Here is a 21102-nt window from a genome sequence, read left to right as displayed (position 1 = left end):
CTTTCGGGGAGGTCAGGCCAGGGAGCCGAGCCACTCGGTCATCCGCGCGGTCAGGTCGTCGCCCGTGCGGGCGTCGACGTTGTCCGCGTGCAGTTCCAGCACCGGAATCCCCGCGGCACGCAGGGCCCGGGTGGTGAAGTAGCTGCCGCGCGCGTCGTCGGAGACGAGGTGGACGACGCCGTCGACGCCGTGGTGGCGGGCTTCCTTGACGTACCACTCGGCCGACCACGGCGGGGTGTAGAGCTGGTCGCCGAAGGCCGCGAAGCGGGCGGCGAGGGCGCGCAGCGGGTCGTCGCCGTAGCGCAGGTAGCCGTCCGCCGCGATGGCCAGGTACATCGACCACACGAAGACCGCGCCGTGCGATTCCTGGAACCGCCGGTAGAAGTCCAGGTCGAACCACAGCCCGCGGCCGATCCACATCAGCCGCAGCCGCTCGTCCGGGCACACCGCGACCCCCGCGTCGATCCGGTCGCGGACCTCGTCGTGGAACGCGCGGGCGGCGTCGCGCGCCCACTCCGTCCCGCGGTGCCACTGGGGCACCATGACGCTCGGGATGCCGTCGGTGACGGCGATCGGGCAGGGCCGGGCGGCGGCGATCAGGTCGCGGGTGCGGCGGTTCCACTCCTGCTGCTCGTTGACCAGGTCCAGCACCTCGCGGAACCGCGTCTCGGAGAACACCCGGCCGGTGGTCTGCTCGAGGAAGCGGATCAGCCCGGTCAGCTCGCCGGTCAGCAGGTCGAGCCGGTCGCGGCCGATGGCCTCCTCCCAGCGGTGCGGCATGAGCTCCCACCACCGCTCGGGAACCTCGTTCTCGGCCGCGCTTTCCAGCGGGAAGTAGGTGACACCGGGTTGCGCGTCCCAGACGTCGAAGATCTTGCGGGCCGCGTCACCGGTCGTCTCGCCGAGCACGATCGACGGCTTCGGCAGGCCACCCCAGGGCGCCTGGGCGGGATCGTCTTCGAACGCGGACGCCAGCGAGGTCGCGCTGTACTGCTCGATGTAGTCCGGGTAGCCGCGGTCGCGCAGCAGGCCGAGGTAGCGCTGGGTCTGCCGTTTCGCCGCGACGATCGAGGCCCACCACTGGTTGACCACGTACGGGATGCCCATCGCCCGGAAGATCTCCTGGGGCGCGTCCGCGTTGACCAGCGCCAGCGGGCCACCCTCGTCGCGGATCCGGGCGAACCACTCGCGCTGGTAGGCGGTCGCGGTGGTCGCCGACGCCAGCCGGGCGGTCATGCCGCCGCTCCCGCCGGGACCAGCGCCGCCAGTGCTTCCGCCGTCAGCTCGCCGTACGGCTGCCGCTCGGCCAGCACCGCGGGCAGCCCGGTGGCGGCGCGCTGCTCCGGGAAGTCCCACGGCGGCGCGTCGTCGTGCACGCGCGCGTAGGAGAGAAGGACTTCCGCCCCGCAGGCACGGGCCGCCGCGGCAGTGTGCGCCGCGCGATCGCGGATGGACGCACGCGGGGCGGACGGGCCGTTGTACTGGTACCGCTCGGCCAGCGCGAGTTCCGTCGGCGCCGCGCAGGTGCGGGCGAACAGCTGCTCGCCCCAGTCGTGGTCCTCGCCCGCGACGAGGAAGCCGTTGCGCTCCAACGATTCGTAGACCGCCGGGTGGTCGTGGGAACTTCCGGCGAGGAACAGCCGCACCCCGTCGGTTTCGCGGGGGTCGGCGAGCGCCCGATCCACCAGGGCGATGGCCTCCGCGACCGGCACCGCGGTGGTCGCGGCGACGGTCTCGAGGAACCGCGTGCCGCTCAGCCGGTTCGCCCGGCGCAGGGCGGCGAGCCGGCCGAGCGAGCGGCGCAGGGTGTCGTGCGCGGTGATCGCCGCGGCGAGGTCGTCGTCCCCGATGGGCCGCCACCGTCCCAGCCACTCGCGCAGCTGCGCGAGCTTCGCGTGGACGTACCGGGTGGTCGTGTGGTGCGGCAGGTGCAGCACGTCCACCAGGCGCACCGGCGGCAGCCCCGCCGGCTCGACGCGGTGCAGCTCCCGCAGGGCGTAGAACAGGCGCAATGAGGCTTCGCAGTCACGCGAGACGACGATGGCCTCGAGCGGGCCGTAGTCGCGGTCGAGGATCCGCGTCAGGATCGACCGGGCGACCGGGTCCACCCCGCGACCGAGGTAGCGGTCGCCGGCCGCGCTGTCCTGGCCGGGCCGCCCGGTCAGCCGCAGCGGCCGCAGGTCCGCCGCGGTGATCAGCTCGACCGGCACGTCCGCGCCGACGTACCCGACGGTGCTCAAATCACCGCCTCCGCCACCAGGTCGGCCAGCTGCTGTTCGGTGTAGCCGAGCAGCTCGCGGTAGACGTGCTCGTTGTGCTCCCCCAGGGCCGGCGCCGGCCGGTCGAGGGCGACGCGGGCGGCGGAGAACCGGATGGGCACCCCGGTGCCGGCCAGGTCGGCGACCTCGCCGTGGCGCGGGTGCCGCAGCGGCACGACTTCTTCGCGGGCCAGGACCAGCGGGTCGCGGACGGCCTCGCGCGGCTCGCGGACTTCGGCGGCCGGCACGCCTTCGGCGGTGAACGCGGCGAGGATCTCGGCCAGGGGCCGCACCCGGCACCACTCCCGGATGAGCCCGTGCAGCTCGTCGGCCGCGCGGACCCGCTGGTCCCGCGTGCGGTAGCGGTCGTCATCGGCCAGCTCGGGCCGGCCGATCGCCCGGAGCACGCCGTGGGCGAAGGCGTCGGTCGGCGCGCAGAGCGCGACGTACCCGTCCGCCGCCGGCAGGATCCCGAACGGCGCCAGCCGCGGCACCATCGACCCGGTGCGCTGGGGCAGGCCGACCGCCTCGAAGGCGTCGAACGGCTCGCAGGCGACCAGCGAGGTCAGCGCGCCGAGCATCGAGACGTCCACGTGCTGGCCCTCGCCGGTGTGCTCGGCCTGCAGCAGGGCCGACACTGTGCCGACCACGGCGAACAGCGGGGCGAGGAGGTCGCCGATCGGCAGTCCGGACCGGACCGGGCCCTCGTCGGGTTCGCCGGCGGTCATCATCACGCCGCTCAGCGCCTGGATGATCGAGTCCATCGCCTTGCCGGAGCCCGGGCCGCCCTGGGCCCCGAATCCGCTGATCGAGGTGTAGACGAGCCGGGGGTTGAGCTCGCGGACCCGCTCGTAGGAGATACCGAGCCGTTCGGTGACGCCGGGGCTGTAGTTCTCGACCAGCACGTCGGCGTCGCGGACGAGGTCGGTGAACACCGCGTGCGAGCGCGGGTTCTTCAGGTCGAGGGTGACGCTGAGCTTGTTGCGGCCGCGCAGCAGCATCGACACCGAGAGGTCGTCTTCGTGCCGGCGGGCGAGGTTCAGCCCGTCGCGGCCGACGTAGGGTGCGTTGTTGCGGGAGGAATCCCCGCCGGTGGCCGGGTTTTCGACCTTGATCACGGTCGCCCCGAGCCCGGCGAGCAGCAGCGTCGCGTACGGTCCGGCGAGCGCGGTGGTCAAGTCGATGACGGTGCGGCCGGCCAGTGGCTGGTCGGTCATGCGGGAACCCCTTCGGAGAGATCGACGAGCACTTCGGTGCCGCGGGTGGTGAACCGGCCGTTGAGCCGGGCTCCGCGGGTGATGTCCTCGACGTACTTCGTGACCGCTTCGCCTTCCGGCGTCCCGCCGACCGGCACCGGACGGCCCCGGTCGTCGATCCAGCAGGGGAGGAAACCGGCTTCGCGCAGCCCGGTCCCGTCGAAGCGGCAGAAAGCGATGGCGGTGTTGCGGCTTTCGGGGTGGAACGGGAAGAACGGCATGTCCGGGTCGGGCGCGAAGCCGTAGAGCTGCGTTCGGCGTTCGGCCCACGCCCGCAGCTCGTCCGCGCCGACGCCCGCGCCCGGCGTCAAGGCGTGGGTGACGGTGGCGAAGTTGCCGAGCCCGTGGAAGATGGGCCGTCCTCTGTGGACTTCGATGCCGCGCATGATGTGCGGGTGGTGGGAGAACACCGCGTCGGCACCGGCGTCGACCGCCGCGCGGGCGACCGGGCTTTCGTACATCGCGACCACGACCGGCGTGTGGCCGACGCCCTTGTGCAGCGACACGAGTACGACGTCGGCCTCGGCGCGCAGCCGGCGCACGTCGTCCGCCATCGCTTCCAGGCTGTCGGGATCGGCGAAGGTGTAGATCTTCGGCGGCCCGCCCGGGCTGGCGTGGTCGAGTTCGTAGTGGGTCAGCACGTGCACGTACGCGCACCCGGGCTTGCGGGAGGTGGCCCACGAGTCGCGCGGGCCGACGCAGTTGTAGGACAGCACGCCGATGCGCAGGCCGCCGCGCTCCACGATCGCCGGGAGCCGGGCCTGCGCGAGATCCGGGCCGGCCCCGGCCGTCCGCATGCCCGCCGCGCGGGCGTGCGCGATCGTGTCGGCCAGCCCTTCGTCGCCGGCGTCGCAGATGTGGTTGCCGGCCAGCGTGACGACGGCGAATCCGGCGTCGGCCACGGCCTTCAGCGCGGCCGGGTCGGCCGGGGGCGCCGGGACGTCGGTGCTGCGCTGGACCGTCGTCGTCGAGTGCGGCACTTCGACGTGCCCGATGGCCAGGTCCATCCCGCGCAGCACGGGCGCGGCCGGGGCGAGGAAGGACTCCGGCCCGGGCTCGTCCAGGATGAGGTCGCCGACGGCGCCGACAGTGATCACGAAACGCCCTCCTTTTCGGACAGGTGACGGGACAGGAAGGCACGCAGCCGGTCGGTCCGCGGCCGGGAGAACAGCTCGTCCGGCGGACCCTCTTCGACGATCCGGCCCGCCTCCATGAACACGCACCGGTCGGCCGCCTCGCGGGCGAAGGCCATCTCGTGGGTGACGACGACCATGGTGGTTCCGGCGGCGGCGAGGTCCCGCAGCACCGCCAGGACCTCCTCCACCAGCTCCGGGTCGAGGGCGCTGGTGGGTTCGTCGAACAGCATGATCCGCGGCCGGACCAGGACGGCCCGGGCGATGGCCACCCGCTGCTGCTGCCCACCCGAGAGCTGCCGCGGGTAGTGGTCCTCGCGGCCGGCCAACCCGATGCGCGCCAGCAGCTCGCGGGCCTCCGTCTCCACTGTGGACCGGTCGCGGCCGTGGACGCGGACGGCCGCGTCGGTCACGTTGCGCAGCACGGTGAACTGCGGGAACAGGTTGAACTGCTGGAACACCATGCCCATCCGGCGCCGCTGGCCCGCGACCTTCCGCTCGGTCAGGGCGCGCAGGCCACCCGGCGTGCGCCGGTACCCCAGCAGCTCGCCGTCGAGGTACATCGCGCCGCCGTCGAGCGGTTCGAGCTGGTGGGCGCAGCGGACGAGGGTCGACTTGCCCGACCCCGACGGCCCGATCACCACGACCGTCTCGCCCTCCTGCACGGTCAGGGTGACGCCGGCCAGCGCGGTCACCGGCCCGAACTGCTTGCGGACGCCCTCCAGGCGCAGGACCGGGGCGCTCACCGGGCACTCCGGTGGCCGCGGGAGAAGTGCCGTTCCAGCCGGCGTTGCGCGGCCGTCAGTGCGGTGACGACGACGAGGTACCAGAAGCACGCGACCAGCAGCATCGGCACGATCTCGTAGGTGCGGTTGTAGATCACCTGGACCGAGTGCAGCAGGTCCGACATCGCGATCACCGACACCAGCGCCGTTCCCTTGAGCACGTTGATGAACTGGCTGCCCGCGGGCGGGATGATCACCCGCATCGCCTGCGGCAGCACGATCCGCAGCAGCGTCTGGGCCGGCGGGTAGCCCATCGCGCGGGCCGCGTCGCGCTGGCCGGGGTCGACCGACGACACCCCGGCGCGGAAGATCTCCGCCAGGTACGCCGATTCCACCAGCGACAGCCCGATCACCGCGGCGGTCAGCGGCGTGATGACGGTGTTGGCGTCCCAGCTGCCGAAGACCGGGCCGAACGGGATCCCGAGCGACAGCCGGGGCAGCAGGTAGGCGAGGTTGAACCAGAAGATCAGCTGCACCAGCGGCGGGATGCCGCGGAACAGGCCCACCCACAGCGTCGCCACCCAGCGGGCGGGCGCGAACCCGCTCAGCTGCATGGCCGCGACCACGCCGCCGGCCAGCGACCCGAGCACCATCGCCGCGACCGCCAGCAGCACGGTGGTGCCCAGGCCGGCGATGACGCTCTTCTCGAACAGGTACTTCGCCACGACGTCCCACTGAAACCGGGAATTGCCGGCCAGGAAGACGGCCAGCTGCGCGGTCAGCACCGCCAGCGCGAGGACGAACAGCCAGCGCAGCGGGCGGAAGCGGCCGCGCGCCCCGGCGACGTCGTCGTGCGCCGCCGTCGTCTCCTCCACTGTGGACACGGCGGTCATTTCGCCGAGGCCGCGTCGAACACCGGCTGCGGGACGGTCACTTCGTCCAGGCCCCACTGGTGCATGATCCGCGTGTAGGTGCCGTTGCGGAACAGTTCCTCGAACGCCTTCTGCAGCACCGGGCCGAGCTTGGCGGACTTCGGCGTGTAGAGCGCCAGGTTGTCCTTCGTGGCGCCCTGTTCTTCGGTCTGCGTCACGTATTCGTACTGACCCTTCTGCTGGGTGGTCACGTCGATCGCGGCGGCCTGGGTCATCCCGGCGGCCTCGGCCCGGCCGGACTTGGCGGCCAGCAGGGTGGCGTTCGTGTCGTCGAGCCCGATCACCTGCACGGCCGCCTTTTGTGAGCGCTCACAGTAGGCGGACAGCTTCGCGAGCTGGTCTTCGACGACGCTGGCGGTGACCACCGCGACGCGCTTGCCGCACAGGTCGGCGGCCTGCTTGATGCCCGCGGCGGACCCTTCGGGGACCACGTAGGACGTCCGGGTGGTCATCCAGGTGACGGTGTCGAACTGCTTCTCGCGTTCGGCGGTCGCCTTGACCGGCCCGTTGAAGGCGTCGTACCGGCCGCTGAGCATGCCCTGCAGCGCGGCCGGGAGCCCGCTGACGATGGTGGTTTCCGTGCGCACGCCCAGGAGCTGGCCGAGCGCCTGCTGGAAGTCGTGGTCGATGCCGGTGACCGTCTTCCCGTCCGGGCCGACGGTGCGGTACGGCGGGTGCGAGTCGCCGGCGAACCGGAGGACGCCGGCGTCCTTGACCGCCTGCGGCAGCTGGTCGTGCAGGGCCGGGACGGCGGTGAGGGCGGCGGCGGAAGGGGCGGACGCCGCCCCGTCGTCGACCGTGCAGCCGGCCACCGCGAGCCCCGCGGCGGCCACGGCGAGCGCGCTTCGACGCCATTGACGAAGTGAGGAACCCATGTCGTTTTCTTCCTGCGGGGGGCCGTCCGGAGCGGGCGGCGCGGAAACCTGGGAGAACGATTGGTTGCTATCTGGGCGCCGATCGTCGCATGATGTGTCGCGTGATTCAACCCCTCGATCCGGCCACCGCGCTCCAGCTGCCACCATGGACCCCCGCGGCGGACCGGCCGCCGGGACCGACCCCGGAAGAGGCAGGAGCGCGATGACGACGGGCCCGCTGCCCCGCGCACAGCAGGGAGCCGAGCCCCAGCTGCTGCTCACCTCGCTGCTGGGCGACTTCTGGTACTGGCGCGACGAGCACATCCCGTCGGCCGCCCTGGTCGAGCTGCTGGGCGAGTTCGACATCAGCGCGGCGAGCGCGCGGGCGGCGATCCGCCGGCTCGCCGCCCGCGGTCTGCTGACCGTGTCCCGCAGCGGCCGGACGACGGCGTACGGCATCCCGGCCCGCACCTCCGAAGTGATCATCGAACGCACGCACCGGATGCTGACCTTCGGCACGACCCCGCCCGGCTGGGACGGCCTCTGGACCGTGGTCACCTTCTCGGTGCCGGAGCAGGAGCGGGGCCTGCGCACGGCCCTGCGGTCCCGGCTGCGGGTCCTCCGGTTCGCCGCGCTGTACGACGGGGTCTGGATCAGCCCGCACGACCTCGCCGAACCGGCCGTCGCGGCGCTGCGCGAGCTGGAACTGCGCAGTGCGACCGTCTTCCGCGCCACCGAGGTCCCCGGGCCCGCCGCGGCGGCCACGGCTTTCGACCTGGACCCGCTCGCCCGGGAGTACGAGCAGTTCGTCGAGCGCTACGAGGACGTGCTGACCGGCCTGGACGCCGGCCTGATCAGCCCGGCGCAGGCGCTGCGCACCCGCACCGAGCTGCGCGTGGACTGGCGCCGGTTCCCGGAGACCGACCCCGACCTGCCCGCCGAGCTGCTGCCGGCCGGCTGGGCGCGCGACCGGGCCCAGAAGGTGTTCCTGCAGATCTACGACCGGCTCGGCCCGCTCGCCGAACGCCGGTTCCGGCAGGTGCTGGCGGCCACCGACCCCGCCCTGGCGGAACTGGCCACCCACCACGACTCGGTGAAGGTGGCCGCATTGTTCGCCGGCCTCGGCGACCGCCACCCGGCCGGCGACACCCCGTTCGAGCAGGCGGCGGAAGCCCGCCGCCTGGATGACGCCCGGCGCCGGTAGCCGGCCCGCCACCAGCCGGCCCGCCACCAACCCGCGGCCGGCCGGTGGCCGCGGCCGGCTCACCAGCGCAGGACCCGCCCCTCCCCCACCACCCGCGAGAGCACCCGCAGGAGACCGAGCGGATCCGCGCCCATCGCGTGCACGCCGACCTGGTCGGCCCCCGCCGCCAGTTCCGCGCGGATGCCCGCGGCGATGGCGGCCGCGTCGCCGTGCAGCACGAGCGCGTCGACCAGCCGGTCGCCGAAGGGGTCGGTGAGGTCCTGGTCGGTGAAGCCGATCCGCCGGAGGTTGGCGGCGTAGTTCGCGATCCCCAGCATGGGGCGTACGGCGGCCCGGCCGGTCTCGCGGGCCCGTTCGACGTCGGTGTCGAGCAGCGCACCGTGTCCCGGCACCACCAGCTTGGCCGGTCCGAGCAGGTCCCGGGCGAACCGGGTGTGCTCGGGCGTCACCTGCAGGGTGAGCGTGCCCGCGGCGCGGTCGGCCGCCAGCCGCAGCATCCGGGGCCCGAGCGCGGCCAGCAGCACGTGCTCGGCGGGCACGCCGGCCGCGGTCAGGGTGTCCAGGTAGCTCGCCACCTTCGCCACCGGGGACGTGTAGCCGGCGTCGACCTCCCGGTGGCCGGCGCCGATGCCGAGGACGAGCCGGCCGGGGTGCTCGCGCGCGATCCGGTGGTAGGCGTCCGCGACCTCGTCCGCGTCGGCCTGCCACACGTTGAGCACGCTGGTGCCCACCACGATCCGGCTGGTCGCGTCGAGCAGCCGCGCGGCCTGGCCGAGGTCGGCCGCCGGCGACGCGGCCAGCCAGACGGCGCCGTATCCGGCTTCTTCCAGGGCGACGGCCTCCGCCGCGGTCGCGTCGGCGGCGGTCAGGTAGGCGCCGAGGGGTCCCAGTTCGATGGTCATGATCGAACTCCAGCACCGGCCGGCGGCGGGAACCAGCCCCAGCCGGCACGTGCTGCGATAAGCTTGGCTTATCGTCGGAGGTGAGGACCATGGAGCTGCGCGCGCTGCGGTGTTTCGTCACCGTCGCCGACGAACGGCACTTCGGCCGGGCCGCCGAACGGCTGCACGTCGCGCAGCCCGCCGTCAGCCAGCAGATCGCCCGCCTGGAGCGGGAACTCGGGGTCCGGCTCTTCGACCGGTCGCCGCGGCGGGTCCGGCTCACCGCGGCCGGCGAGCGCGTGCTCGACGCGGCGCGCGCCACCCTCGCCGCGGCCGGCCAGGTGCGGATCGCGGCGACCGAGGTCATGACGACCGTGCGCATCGGCACCGCCCCCGGCCTGACGGCCCGCCTGGAACGCGGGATCGACGCCCTCCGCGAGCGGGCGCCGGAGTTCGACGTGGTGCTGGTCGACCTGCCGGTGGAAGCGCGGCTCGACGCCCTCCGGGAGGGCGAGCTCGACCTGGCGCTGACCCGTGGCGTGCGGTCGGTGCCCGGGCTCACGGTGCTGCCGGCCTGGACCGAACGGCTGTTCGCGGTGGTCTCCCGCCACCACCCGCTGGCGGACCGCCCGGCCGCCGGCCTGGCCGAGCTGGCCGGTCACCCGCTGCGCGTCCCCGCCCCCGAGCACGACCCGCCGCTGCACGACGCCGTGGTTTCGGCCCTGCGCGACACCGGGCTGTGCCCGAAGGAGGGCCGCCCGACCGGAACGCTCCAGGACACGATCGTCGAAGTCGGTTCGGAGCCGCGGAGCTGGACGGTGCTGCCCGAAGACCAGGTCGGCGAGATCCGCTCGACCCGGGTGCGGTCCATCCCGCTCGAGCCGGCGATCACGATCGCCGGCAGCATCGTCGTCGCCGCGGGCACCGCCGGCGCCGCCGCCGAATGCGCGGTCGCCGCCTTCCGCGACTGACCGTTCACCGTCCGCTGTGGATCAACTGCCGGCCCGCGCCGCGCGGGTGGCCAGCTCGGCGAAAGCCGTCCGGAGCGCGGGCGGGCCGACGACCTCGATGTCGCAGCCGAACCGCAGCAAGCCCGCCGCCAAGGCCGGCCACGACCAGGAACCGGTCACCAGCCTCGTCTTCCCGGGGCCGGCTTCCTCGGCGACGCCGTCCCCGGCGAACGGCGCGACCCGGGCGACCGGCAGGTCGAGGACCACTTCGCCCCGGCACGGCCACGCGTCGGCCGTGCCGGAGCCCTTGAACCGGGCGGCGAGGAACGTGCCGACGTCGCCGCCGGGCACCTCCCCCGGGGTGAACCGCGGGCCGTTCGGCACGCGCAGCCGCAGGCGGTCCACGCGGTAGGTCCGCCAGTCTTCGCGGGCGGCGTCCCAGCCGACCAGGTACCACCGGCCGGTCCGGACGACCAGGTGGTGCGGCTGCACCCGGCGCGGAGGCCCGGGCTCCGCCGGGCGCGACGGGGAGTCGTAGTCGAACCGCACCTCCTCGGTGGCCCGGATGGCCGAGCTCAGCGCGAGCAGGACGTCGGTGCCGACCTGGGTTTCGCGGCCGGCCGCGGTGATCTCCAGCTGGTCGACGCGCTGCCGCAGCCGGGACGGCATCACCTGGCGCACCGTGGCCAGCGCGCGGACGGCGGCCTCCTCGATGCCCGCGCCGGTCCCCACCGCGATCCGCAGCGCCACCGCCAGCGCGACCGCCTGCTCCTCGTCGAACAGCAACGGCGGCATCCGGCCGCCGGCTTCGAGCCGGTAGCCGCCCTCCGGCCCCTTCACCGCCTGCACGGGGTAGCCGAGCTCCCGCAGCCGGTCGACGTCACGGCGCACCGTCCGTTCGCTGACGCTCAGCCGGTCGGCGAGCAGCGCGCCCGGCCAGTCCCGGCGGACCTGCAGCAGGGACAGCAGCGAGAGCAGACGACCCGAAGTCGCCGTCGAGGAGGCGATCGGCATGGCTTTCATGGTGCCACGAGAAGCGGACGTTCCCTGACCGCTACCGCTGACATCGTGGCTTTTGTCGCCGGAACCCCCCGGCGGCGAGATCACTTCTCGAAGGAACACCATGTCGCTCACCGCTGTCGCCCACCTCAACTTCACCGGCCAGGCCCGCGCGGCCCTCGAGTTCTACCGGTCGGTCTTCGGCGGCCAGGCCACCGTCGTCACCTACGGCGACTTCGGCATGCCCGCCGACCTGCCCGACGCGGGCAAGGTCGTGTTCGGCCAGGTCACCGCGGACAACGGCTTCAGCGTCATGGCCTACGACGTCCCCGGCACCGACGGCCCGGCCACCCCCGCCGCGCCGACGACCCACCGCGAGCACGGCACCACGATCACGAAGGAGCCGTTCTTCCTCTCCGTCCGCGGCACGACCGTCGACGAGATCTCCCCGGTGTGGAAGGGCCTCGCCGAAGGCGCGACCGTGATCGAGGAGTTCGGCCCGGCCCCGTGGGCGCCGGCGTTCGGGATGCTGACCGACCGCTTCGGCGTCACCTGGATCATCGACGTCGCGGCCGCGCGCTGACCCACTTCCCCGTCGCGGTGGGAGGCCCCCGGGCGTCCCACCGCGGCCGACCACCGGAGACTCCTGTGCAGACCCGTCCCCTCGGCCGGACCGGCATCCGGGTGAGCGCCTACACGCTGGGCACGATGATGTTCGGCCCGTACGGCAACCCGGATCCGGACGAGTGCGTCCGGATCGTCCACCGGGCGCTCGACCTCGGCATCACCACCATCGACACCGCCGACGTCTACGGCGGCGACGGCGAGAGCGAGCGGATCGTCGGGAAGGCCCTGCGCGGCCGCCGCGACGACGTCGTCCTCGCCACCAAGGGCAACGGCCCGATGGGCCCCGGCCGCCGCGGCAACTCGCGGCGCTGGATCGTCTCGGCCGTCGAAGGGTCGTTGCGCCGCCTCGGCGTCGACCACCTCGACCTCTACCAGCTCCACCACCCCGAACCCGGCACCGACATCGAGGAGCCGCTGAGCGCGCTGACCGACCTCCTGCGCGCGGGCAAGGTGCGGGCCATCGGGCACTCCAACCTGCCGCCCTCGGAGATCGTCGAAGCCCAGTGGGTGGCGGAACGCCGTGGCCTGGCGCGGTTCCGGACCGAACAGCTGCACTACTCGATCCTCGACCGCAATGCGGAGTCCGAGGTCCTGCCCGTCTGCGAGCGGTACGGCCTCGGGGTGCTCGTCTGGAGCCCGTTGTCGATGGGGCTGCTCACCGGCCGGTACCGCAAGAACGGCGGCGAGCCGGCCTCGGCCGGGCGCCTGCACTGGGTACCGCGGCACCTGACCGACGAACGCAAGCTGGACGCCGTCGAAGCCCTCCTGCCCCTCGCCGAAGAGGCCGGGATCCCGTTGCGGCACCTCGCGTTGGCGTTCGTGACGGCCCACCCGGCGGTGGCGTCGGCGATCATCGGCCCGCGCACGGAAGACCAGCTGGTGGATCTGCTCGCCGGCGCCGGCCGGACGGCCGGCGACGACGTGCTCGACCGGATCGACGAGATCGTGCCGCCCGGCACCGACCTCGGGCCGGTCGACGTGGCCTACGTGCCGCCGCACCTCACCCGGCCGCACCTGCGCCGCCGCTCGCCGGCGTCGCTCGCGGCGGAAGCCCGGTGACGACGCGCTCCGGCGGGCCGGCCGCCACCGGGCGGCGACCGGCCCGCACCTCACACCAGTGATGCCGTCAGCCCGCCGTCCAGGACGTAGTGGCTGCCCGTCACCCAGCTCGCCCGGTCCGAGGCCAGGAACGCCGTCACCTCCGCGATGTCCTGCGGCGTGCCCAGCCGGCCCTGCTTGGCCGCGACCAGGTCGCCGAACGGGACCTGGGTCGCCGCCTCGAAGTCCGGGACCAGGCGCTCGACCATGGCCGTGTCCGCGAAGCCGGGGCAGACCGCGTTGATCCGGACGCCCGCCGGGCGCATCTCGACCGCCGCCACGCGGGTCAGCTGGATCACCGCCGCCTTCGTCGCGCAGTAGGAACCCAGCAGGGGGCTGCCGCCGATGCCGGCGATCGAGGCGATGTTGACGATGTTGCCCCGGGACTCCACCAGGTGCGGGATCGCGGCCTTCATCGTCACGAACGTGCCGCGGACGTTGACCGCGAAGATCTTGTCGAAGCTGTCCGTGGGCTGCTGCAGCAGCGGGGACGACACCTCGATGCCGGCGTTGTTCACCAGGACGTCCAGCCCGCCGAGGAGGTCGACCGCCTGCTGGATCGCCGACTGCACCTGGGTTTCGTCGGTGACGTCGCAGTTGGCGACCCCGGCCGCGCCGATCTCGTCGGCCGTCTGCTTGGCCGCGAGGGTGTTCACGTCGCTGATCACCACGCGGGCGCCGCGTTCGGTGAACAACGCGGCGATCGCCTTGCCGATGCCGGCGCCGGAACCGGTGACGAAGACGCGCTTTCCTTCGAGTTCGGACATGCTGGTCCCTTTCACATCGCGTCGATCTTGGGCAGGATTTCTTCCGTGAGGCGCTTCATGTCGTCGAGGGTCTTCGCCACCGGGACGTCCTGGAACGGCGGCCACAGGAACGGCATCGTCAGCCCGGCGTCCTTGTACCGCTTGAGCTGGTCGGTGATCTGCGCCTGCGAACCGACGAGCAGGTTGGTGCCCTTGCCCAGCGGGCTCTGGTCCATGTCCCCGTCGGTGATCACGAACCAGATCATGCTGGAGATCTCCAGGTCGTCCACCGAACGCGGGGTGTCGAGGGCTTCCAGCTCGCGCTGGATCTCGGTGCGCCAGCGCCGGATGTCCTCGGGCGAGTCCTGGATGCCGATCCAGCCGGACAGGCCGTACTTCGCGATCCGGGCGGCCGAGCGCTTGGCGTCCTTGAGGCCGCTGAAGAAGATCGGCGGGTGCGGTTTCTGCACCGGCTTCGCGCCGAACCCGCTGCGCTGGAAGTCGGCGAACTCGCCGTGGTACTCGAACAGGTCGTTGGTCCAGATGCCCTGCATGATCTCCAGGGTTTCCCGGACATGCTTGTGCCGCTTGGGGAAGAGGTGCGACGCGCTGGCGGCGGCGAACTCCTCGGGCATCCAGCCGGAGCCGACGGCCACGTTGAGCCGGCCGCCCGACAGGTGGTCGATGGTGGCCAGTTCGGCGGCGAGGACGCCGGGCGAGCGGTAGGGCGTGTCGATGATGCTCATCCCGATCCGCACCTTCGACGTCTTCGCCGCGAGCCAAGGAATGAGCGGCATGCCCTGGAGGAACTTGCCCCGCGAGCTCACCGGGAGCCCCTTGGGGAACCCCTCGATCATCCCGAAGGAGTACTGCATCTCCTGCGTGTCCGACGTTTCCGGGACGATGATCCGGTCGAGCGTCCAGACGGAGTCGAAGTCGAGGTCCTCGGCCAGCGCGGTGAGGTCCTCGAGTTCCCGCACGGTCACCTCGTCGCGGAAGTTCGGCAGGTACAGCGCGAGTTTCATGGTGTTCCCTTTCAGCCGGCGGTGAGGGTCGTGCGGATTTCGGCCTTGAGCACCTTGCCGACGGTCGAGCGAGGCAGGTCGGGCCAGATTTCGATCTGTTTCGGCGCTTTCACGCTGCCGATGCGGTCCTTGACGAACGCGATCAGCTCGCCGGGGTCCAGCCCGGCGCCGGGCCGCAGCTGGACGACGGCGGTGACGCGCTCGCCCCACTTGTCGTCGGGCAGGCCGATCACCGCGCAGTCGCGGACCGCGTCGTGGGCCAGCACCGCCTGTTCGACCTCGGCGGAGTAGACGTTGAAGCCGCCGGTGATGACCATGTCCTTGGCGCGGTCGACGATGTGGAGGAACCCGTCGGCGTCCAGGAACCCGATGTCACCGGTGTGGTGCCAGCCGTGGGCGGACGCCTCCGCGGTCGCTTCGGGGTTGCGGTAGTAGCCGGCCATCACCAGCGAGCCGCGCACGCAGATTTCGCCGCGTTCCCCCGGCGGGACGGCCGTTCCGTCGCCGTCGAGGATCGCCACCGTCACCAGCGGCGACGGCCGTCCGGCGGACGCCAGCCGTCCAGTGTGGACAGTCCCGTCGGGCCGGCGGTGCTCGGCGGGCGACATCGTCGAAATCATCATGGGGGCTTCGGACTGGCCGAACAGCTGCGCCATCGGGCCGATCCGGTCGAGCGCCTCGGCCAGCCGGGCCGTCGACATCGGGGCCGCGCCGTACCAGAAGCACTGCAGCGACGAGAGGTCCGTGGTGTCCAGGGCTTCGTGGCCGAGGACCAGGTAGATGAGCGTCGGCGGCAGGAAGGTGTGGGTGACGCGGTGCCGTTCGATCAGCGCCAGGAACCGCCCGACGTCCGGCTTGGCCATGATCACGACCTCGCCGCCGCGGGCCAGCACCGGGAAGCACAGCACGCCGGCCGCGTGCGTCAGCGGCGCGAGAGCCAGGTAGACCGGGCGGCCTTCGAAGGGGTAGCTCATCAGCGTGATCGCCGACATCGCTTCCAGGTTGCGGTCGGTGAGCATGACGCCCTTGGGCCGGCCGGTCGTGCCACCCGTCCCGACGAGGGCGACGACGTCGTCGGGCGGCGCGGCCGCGGCGGGCGGGTCGTCGCGGGCGGCGTCGAGCCACGCGTCGAACCCGGTCGCCAGGGCGTCGCCTTCGCCGAGCCGGACGAGCGTGGTCAGCTTCGGCAGCCGCGGCGCGATCCGGGCGACCAGGTCGTCGAAGGCCGGCTGGAAGACCAGCGCGGTGCAGTCGAACAGGTCCAGCAGCTCGGCGTTCTCCGCGGCCGCGTTGCGCGGGTTGATCGGGCACCACACCGCGCCGGCCCGGGAGATGCCGAAGACGCAGGTGAACGCGGTGGGGTCGTTGGCCGAGAGGATGCCGACCTTGTCCCCCGGGGCGACGCCCGAGCGCCGCAACGCCCGGGCGACGGCCTCGGCGAGCGCGACGACCTCGCCGTAGGACCGGGACTCCCCGTCGAGGGTCAAGCAGGGCGCCCCGGGATCCAGGGAGGCGCCTTTCTCCAGGTAGAAGAACAGAGACATCGTCGTCCCTCCCGACTTCGCCGGCGGCTGGTGACGACCATGACCGCCGTTTGGACGAATGTCAAGATTTTCTTGGACGATTGGTCAGAAACGGCGGCGATGGTATCTTCGGGAGCGTGACCAGCGCACCCGCCGTGAAGCGCCGGCCCCCAGCCGACAAGTTCGAGGACCGCCGCCGGGAACTGGCCGACGCGGCGCTCCTGGCCCTGGCCGACCTCGGCTACGCCCGCACCAGCCTGCGCACGATCGCGGAGCACACGAAGTTCTCTCACGGGCTGCTGCACTACTACTTCGCCGACAAGGTCGAGCTGATCACGTACTGCGTACGGCGTTACAAGGCCGCGTGCGTGCAGCGCTACGAGGGCGGCGTCGGCGAAGCGGCAACACCGGGCGAGCTGGCCACGGCGTGCGCGGACGGCCTCGCAGCCGCGCTCGGCGAAGCGCCCCTGATGCACCGCATGTGGTACGACCTGCGCACCCAGTCCCTGTTCGAGCCGGCCTTCCGCGACGACGTCGCGGAGATCGACGAAAGCCTGCGCGACATGATCTGGCGCAACGTGAGCGCGTACGCGGCCCTGGGGAGCACGGAGCCGACCTGCTCCGCGGCGGACGCGTACGCGTTGTTCGACGGGCTGTTCCAGCAGGCATTGCTGCGCCACCTGGCCGGCGAAGAGGCGGCGCTCGACGATTTGCGGCGCGGGGTGCGGGAGCTGTTCCCCCGGCTGGTCGGCTGACGGGCACCGCCCGGGTCGCCCGACGAAAGCAGTCGACCCCTCGCCGGCTGTGGATACGAGTTCGGCTGCATCTCCCTTGCTGTCAGATCTTGACCGAACCGTACGAGATTCTGCCGATCTCAAACGTCAGCCAGCGAATGTGCTGGCACACGGGCGCTCGTAACAGAGATTGCCGTGTCGACGATCTGTACCAGTAGCCTTGGCGAGATCAAGCCGCGGCGGAGCGAGAAAGGGCTCGAATGCGCACAGGTCGCACCAAGTGGCTTTTCCGCCTGGGCGTATCGGTGGTGATAACAGCTGCCCTGTGGGCCGTATGGATCCGCTTCCTTCCCCGGGAAAGCCGGGGCGACGAGGCGACTTTCGGTCAATTTTTTCTGGCGCTGATCGGCATGGTGACCGCCACCCTCAGCTCAGTGAAGGGCCGGTCCGACCGACGGCGTCGACACGGATGATCGACGAGCTGGCCGGTGCGATTCACACGCAATGGAAAGACGCCGCGAACGAGCGCAAGCTCCTTGTTCCCGCGCCGATACCATTGCACTGGCACCATGACGACCTCGAACACAGGGCCGGACTGACCGAGCAGGCACGGAACCACACACCCGTTCCGATCCTCTTGAGCGGATCGTCTTGGGATCCACAGTCCCTCGAAAGCTGGCTGACCAAGCAGTTACGCGAGACATGCCCCGCAGTGCAGACCCAGCCTTCGCGCGTGGTACGCGACCTTTGGCACAATGGTTCCCTGTCCTGGATCTTGGACGGCCTCGACGAGGTTCCCGTTGATTCCCGAGCAGCCCTCCTGGAAGCGTTGGGAACCGAGGCGAATGGACGAGTCGTCATACTGTCCCGCCCGGACGAGTTGGCGGGCCGGCCCCGGCAAACTGGGACCTGTTGCTGGAGGACCTGCACAACCACCCGGAGGGCGCTGCCTCGCGCGCGTTGTCGAATCCACTCGCCATCACCCTCCTCCGTGACACCCTCGAGCCCTCGGACGATGTTTCGCGGGTGCTCGCACCGAGCTCGGCCACCAGCACTGATTTCGAAGGTCGTCCCATAGACCGATTCACGAACATCGCCTACGACAAAGGGGCTCCATCCAGCAGCCACCGACCCGGAGCGCAGCATGCACTCGGCTGGCTTGCCGCCAATATGGAGAAACGCAGCACCGGCGTCCTCGGCTGGTGGCAGCTACCGCTACTCACCCCCCTCCTCTGGAGGGTGGCACTGATCTCCGCAACGGCAGCCGGCGTGCTCGGGATCGGCTGGAGCTGGTCCCCGGAGATAAATTGGGAGTTCGATATATTTCGGGCCATGTTGGCCGCGATTTCGTTCGGAGCATTTACGACGCTCGCAACTCAGTGGCGCCTGACCAGCCTCCCGGAAATGGGGCGCATGGAGTTCTCGATAGCCTGCGTCGGAGTTGTCTGCAGCGGACTGTACTTCACCACCGGCGAGCATGAGCTCATCCGAGGCATGGTCGCCGCGCTCGGAATAGCGTTCGGCTCCGGTAAACCCACTTTGGTCAGTCGGACACGCCTTTCCGGGCGAATGCAACGCCGGCCGGTCCGCGTCCTGCTCCTCATCACGTTCGGCGCGACGTTGGTCGTTGCACTGGACTTGACGCCTGTCGTGGCATTGCCATTTGGTTTGCTATTTCTCCTTGGCATCCTCGCCGTACCCCGGATCACGTTGCGGTCCGACGTCAGCAGCCTTCGCCCCATCGCCACCTGGCGGGGTGACGCTCTCCATGCCCTGACCGTCGGAACGATCTTCGGCTGCGTGGCCGGACTGGCCGTGATGGCCAACTGGAACCCGTTCTCGGAGACCACTGATTTCGGTCCTGACCGCTTGCTCGGCGGCTCGGTCGCCCTCGGGTACTACACCTTGGCCGGCATAGCCTGCGCGATCTTGGCTCATTCTTCCGGCCAAATCTGGATCGCGGCCCTTTGGCTGCACGCGCAAGCCCGAACGCCGTTAAGGATCATCAAATTCCTCGAGGATGCCCGCCGCCGGGGCATCATGCGAACCGTCGGCGCGGTTTACCAATTCCGCCACGCCACTTTCCAAGAACGACTGGCCGCCAATGCAACGACGTCAGCGAAGGATTAGCGTATTCGGCTTCACTCCGTCACGACGATGACGTGCAGGTTCCGCGGCCCGTGCACGCCTTCCACCCGGGTCAGCTCGATGTCGCTGGTGGCGCTCGGGCCGCTGATCCACGTCTGCGGGCGGGCCGGGTCCAGTGCCGCCACCGCCTGCGGGACGCCCGGTACGATCTGGTCCGCCCGGAGCACGCACACGTGCACGTCCGGCAGCAGGCTCAGCTCCCGCCGGCCCTGGCCGGGGCCGTGGTCGAGGACGATCGTGCCGGTGGCCGCGATGCCCAGGGCCGCCGTGGTGACGACCGCGTCGAACTCCGCCGTGGTGCTCGGGGGGCCGCCGACGTCGATCGGGAAACCGTCCGGTATCAGCACTTTCCGGGCCGGTCCCAGCACCGATCGGAGGGTGGCCGGCAGTTCGGCGGCGGTGCAGCGCGTGAGCGTGGCGCGGTAGCCGACCACGCGCTCGGCGAACAGGTCGATGTCCGCGACCACCGACCGGTAGCCGCGCGGCACCACCGCTTCGGTCCGGTCCGCCTCCCGCAGCGCACCACGGACCGCCGCCAGGATCTCCTCGCGCGCGGTCACTTCCCGGCCCGCCGCCACCAGGCCCGGAACGATTCGCGCGGCGGGGCCGGCAGGTCGCGGGCGTTCGTCCACAGTGAACCGGGCCACGGCAGCCGGGACAGCGCGCGGCGGCCGCCCGGGAGCAGCCCGCGGCCGAACCGGGTCAGCGCCCGGTTCGCGACACCCAGCCCGCGTTCGGCGAACCCCAGCCGCCGGGCGTCCGAGAGCACCCAGGACGCCGTTTTCATCGCCAGCGCCTCGGGTTTCGGCGGTCCGCCGCGGTGCGCGTCGACCACCCGCGACCGCAGGTGCACCAGGACTTCCGGGATGTCGATGCGTACCGGGCACGCCTCGAAGCAGGCACCGCACAGGCTGGACGCGTACGGCAGCGAGTCGGTCTGCTCGTCGACGCCGACGCCCTTGAGCAGCGGGTTGAGGATCGCGCCGATCGGCCCCGGGTAGACCGAGCCGTAGGCGTGCCCGCCCGTCCGTTCGTAGACCGGGCAGACGTTCAGGCACGCCGAACAGCGGATGCAGCGCAGCGCCTGCCGGCCGACCTCGTCGGCGAGCGCGCGGGTGCGGCCGTTGTCCAGCAGCACCACGTGCACCTCCTGCGGACCGTCGCCCGGCGTCACGCCCGACCACGTCGAGGTGTACGGGTTCATCCGCTCCCCCGTGCTCGACCGCGGCAGCAGCTGGAGGAACACGTCGAGGTCGGCCCACGTCGGGACGACCTTTTCGATGCCCACCACGGACACGAGCACCTCGGGCAGGGTCAGGCACATCCGGCCGTTGCCCTCGGACTCGACGACGACCAGGGTGCCGCTCTCGGCGACGGCGAAGTTCGCGCCGGAGACGGCCATCCTCGCCCGCAGGAACTTCTCGCGCAGGTGCAGCCGCGCGGCGCCGGCCAGCTCGGCCGGGTCGTCGGTCAGCCCGTCGGGGGCCGGCCGGCCCGCCCCGGCCATCTCGCGGCGGAAGATCTCCCGGATCTCCGCGCGGTTGCGGTGGATCGCCGGCACCAGGATGTGGCTGGGCAGGTCGTCGCCGAGCTGCACGATCAGTTCGGCGAGGTCGGTCTCCCACGCGGTGACGCCGTGCTCGGCGAGGGCCTCGTTGAGCCCGATCTCCTGTGTCACCATCGACTTGACCTTGACGACCTCGTCGACGCCGTGGCCGCGCGCGATGCCGGCGACGACGGCGCAGGCTTCCCGGGCGTCCCGCGCCCAGTGCACGGTCGCGCCCCGCGCCTGCAGCGCCGCTTCGAGGGTCAGCAGGTGCTCGTCGAGGCGGCGCAGGGTGTTGTCCTTGATCGCGGCGCCCGCCAGCCGCAGTTCCTCCCACTCGGCGACCTCGCCCACGACGGCCGCGCGCTTGGCCCGGATGGTGCCGGTCGCGTGGGCGAGGTTGCGCCGCAGCTGCGTGTCGGCCAGCGCTTCCCGGGCGGCGGCCGGGAAAGCGGGCATGCCG

At 71.9% G+C, this 21102-nt stretch carries 20 protein-coding genes; 6 read left to right on the top strand and 14 right to left on the bottom strand.

The genetic code is table 11. The annotated features are described in order from the left end of the window. Window positions 1-12: 12 nt before the first annotated feature. Genes C2L59_RS45350 through C2L59_RS45320 form a run of 7 tightly spaced genes read right to left on the bottom strand, consistent with a single transcriptional unit; the run spans window position 13 to window position 7179 of the window. On the bottom strand, window positions 13-1236 hold the full coding sequence (locus C2L59_RS45350; RefSeq protein ID WP_103355777.1) for a 2-hydroxyacyl-CoA dehydratase family protein: 1224 nt from the start codon (window positions 1234-1236) through the stop codon (window positions 13-15). After that, on the bottom strand, window positions 1233-2240 hold the full coding sequence (locus C2L59_RS45345) for a 2-hydroxyacyl-CoA dehydratase family protein (protein ID WP_103355776.1): 1008 nt from the start codon (window positions 2238-2240) through the stop codon (window positions 1233-1235). The genes C2L59_RS45350 and C2L59_RS45345 overlap by 4 nt, the downstream gene beginning before the upstream one ends. After that, window positions 2237-3475: a CaiB/BaiF CoA-transferase family protein gene (locus tag C2L59_RS45340; RefSeq protein WP_103355775.1), complete on the bottom strand. Its 1239-nt coding sequence runs from the start codon at window positions 3473-3475 to the stop codon at window positions 2237-2239. The genes C2L59_RS45345 and C2L59_RS45340 overlap by 4 nt, the downstream gene beginning before the upstream one ends. Continuing rightward, window positions 3472-4611 (bottom strand): CapA family protein, encoded by a 1140-nt coding sequence (locus C2L59_RS45335; protein WP_103355774.1) that lies wholly within the window; start codon window positions 4609-4611, stop codon window positions 3472-3474. Before C2L59_RS45335 ends, C2L59_RS45340 begins: the two co-directional genes overlap by 4 nt. Then, complete coding sequence (locus tag C2L59_RS45330) at window positions 4608-5393, bottom strand: amino acid ABC transporter ATP-binding protein (protein WP_103355773.1); 786 nt, start codon at window positions 5391-5393, stop codon at window positions 4608-4610. The genes C2L59_RS45335 and C2L59_RS45330 overlap by 4 nt, the downstream gene beginning before the upstream one ends. Next, the gene (locus C2L59_RS45325; RefSeq protein ID WP_103355772.1) at window positions 5390-6265 is read right to left on the bottom strand and encodes an amino acid ABC transporter permease; all 876 of its coding nucleotides are present in this window, start codon (window positions 6263-6265) and stop codon (window positions 5390-5392) included. Before C2L59_RS45325 ends, C2L59_RS45330 begins: the two co-directional genes overlap by 4 nt. Further along, a complete protein-coding gene (locus C2L59_RS45320; protein ID WP_103355771.1) occupies window positions 6262-7179 on the bottom strand; it encodes a transporter substrate-binding domain-containing protein in 918 nt (305 codons plus the stop codon). The genes C2L59_RS45325 and C2L59_RS45320 overlap by 4 nt, the downstream gene beginning before the upstream one ends. Before the next feature lie 202 nt (window positions 7180-7381). On the opposite strand from C2L59_RS45320, the gene C2L59_RS45315 reads away from it, so the two are divergent. Next, a complete protein-coding gene (locus tag C2L59_RS45315; RefSeq protein WP_103355770.1) occupies window positions 7382-8362 on the top strand; it encodes a PaaX family transcriptional regulator C-terminal domain-containing protein in 981 nt (326 codons plus the stop codon). Between the two features lie 59 nt (window positions 8363-8421). Here the strand turns inward: C2L59_RS45315 and C2L59_RS45310 are convergent, their stop codons facing one another. Then, on the bottom strand, window positions 8422-9264 hold the full coding sequence (locus C2L59_RS45310; RefSeq protein ID WP_103355769.1) for a TIGR03620 family F420-dependent LLM class oxidoreductase: 843 nt from the start codon (window positions 9262-9264) through the stop codon (window positions 8422-8424). A gap of 89 nt (window positions 9265-9353) precedes the next feature. On the opposite strand from C2L59_RS45310, the gene C2L59_RS45305 reads away from it, so the two are divergent. Next, entirely contained in the window at window positions 9354-10214 is an 861-nt protein-coding gene (locus C2L59_RS45305; RefSeq protein WP_103355768.1) for a LysR family transcriptional regulator, read from the top strand. Between the two features lie 21 nt (window positions 10215-10235). On the opposite strand, the gene C2L59_RS45300 is transcribed toward C2L59_RS45305, so the two are convergent. Continuing rightward, the gene (locus C2L59_RS45300; RefSeq protein ID WP_103355767.1) at window positions 10236-11207 is read right to left on the bottom strand and encodes a YafY family protein; all 972 of its coding nucleotides are present in this window, start codon (window positions 11205-11207) and stop codon (window positions 10236-10238) included. A 109-nt stretch (window positions 11208-11316) separates the two neighbouring features. Between C2L59_RS45300 and C2L59_RS45295 the strand changes: the two genes are divergently transcribed. Then, window positions 11317-11775, top strand: a complete 459-nt coding sequence (locus C2L59_RS45295) for a VOC family protein (RefSeq protein WP_103355766.1) — start codon at window positions 11317-11319, stop codon at window positions 11773-11775. A gap of 65 nt (window positions 11776-11840) precedes the next feature. Further along, entirely contained in the window at window positions 11841-12878 is a 1038-nt protein-coding gene (locus C2L59_RS45290) for an aldo/keto reductase (protein WP_103355765.1), read from the top strand. A gap of 50 nt (window positions 12879-12928) precedes the next feature. On the opposite strand, the gene C2L59_RS45285 is transcribed toward C2L59_RS45290, so the two are convergent. Genes C2L59_RS45285 through C2L59_RS45275 form a run of 3 tightly spaced genes read right to left on the bottom strand, consistent with a single transcriptional unit; the run spans window position 12929 to window position 16232 of the window. Further along, on the bottom strand, window positions 12929-13684 hold the full coding sequence (locus C2L59_RS45285) for an SDR family NAD(P)-dependent oxidoreductase (protein WP_103355879.1): 756 nt from the start codon (window positions 13682-13684) through the stop codon (window positions 12929-12931). Between the two features lie 11 nt (window positions 13685-13695). Further along, window positions 13696-14688, bottom strand: a complete 993-nt coding sequence (locus tag C2L59_RS45280; RefSeq protein WP_103355764.1) for an LLM class flavin-dependent oxidoreductase — start codon at window positions 14686-14688, stop codon at window positions 13696-13698. A gap of 11 nt (window positions 14689-14699) precedes the next feature. Continuing rightward, the gene (locus C2L59_RS45275) at window positions 14700-16232 is read right to left on the bottom strand and encodes a long-chain fatty acid--CoA ligase (RefSeq protein ID WP_103355763.1); all 1533 of its coding nucleotides are present in this window, start codon (window positions 16230-16232) and stop codon (window positions 14700-14702) included. A gap of 116 nt (window positions 16233-16348) precedes the next feature. Between C2L59_RS45275 and C2L59_RS45270 the strand changes: the two genes are divergently transcribed. Together C2L59_RS45270 and C2L59_RS45265 are read left to right on the top strand one after the other, a co-directional pair. Further along, the gene (locus tag C2L59_RS45270; protein WP_103355762.1) at window positions 16349-16966 is read left to right on the top strand and encodes a TetR/AcrR family transcriptional regulator; all 618 of its coding nucleotides are present in this window, start codon (window positions 16349-16351) and stop codon (window positions 16964-16966) included. Window positions 16967-17857: 891 nt separating this feature from the next. Beyond that, entirely contained in the window at window positions 17858-19075 is a 1218-nt protein-coding gene (locus tag C2L59_RS45265) for a hypothetical protein (protein ID WP_146060530.1), read from the top strand. An 11-nt stretch (window positions 19076-19086) separates the two neighbouring features. Here the strand turns inward: C2L59_RS45265 and C2L59_RS45260 are convergent, their stop codons facing one another. Beyond that, on the bottom strand, window positions 19087-19653 hold the full coding sequence (locus C2L59_RS45260) for an LUD domain-containing protein (protein ID WP_103355878.1): 567 nt from the start codon (window positions 19651-19653) through the stop codon (window positions 19087-19089). Beyond that, window positions 19650-21098 carry a lactate utilization protein B gene (locus C2L59_RS45255; protein WP_103355877.1) on the bottom strand — a complete coding sequence of 483 codons (1449 nt, stop codon included), beginning with the start codon at window positions 21096-21098 and terminating at the stop codon, window positions 19650-19652. The genes C2L59_RS45260 and C2L59_RS45255 overlap by 4 nt, the downstream gene beginning before the upstream one ends. Window positions 21099-21102: the final 4 nt, after the last annotated feature.

The sequence above is a fragment of the Amycolatopsis sp. CA-128772 genome (assembly GCF_002904295.1).
GTDB lineage: Bacteria > Actinomycetota > Actinomycetes > Mycobacteriales > Pseudonocardiaceae > Amycolatopsis.
The sequence above is the reverse complement of the archived record's forward strand: the minus strand, read 5'-3'. Positions and strand labels throughout refer to the sequence as shown.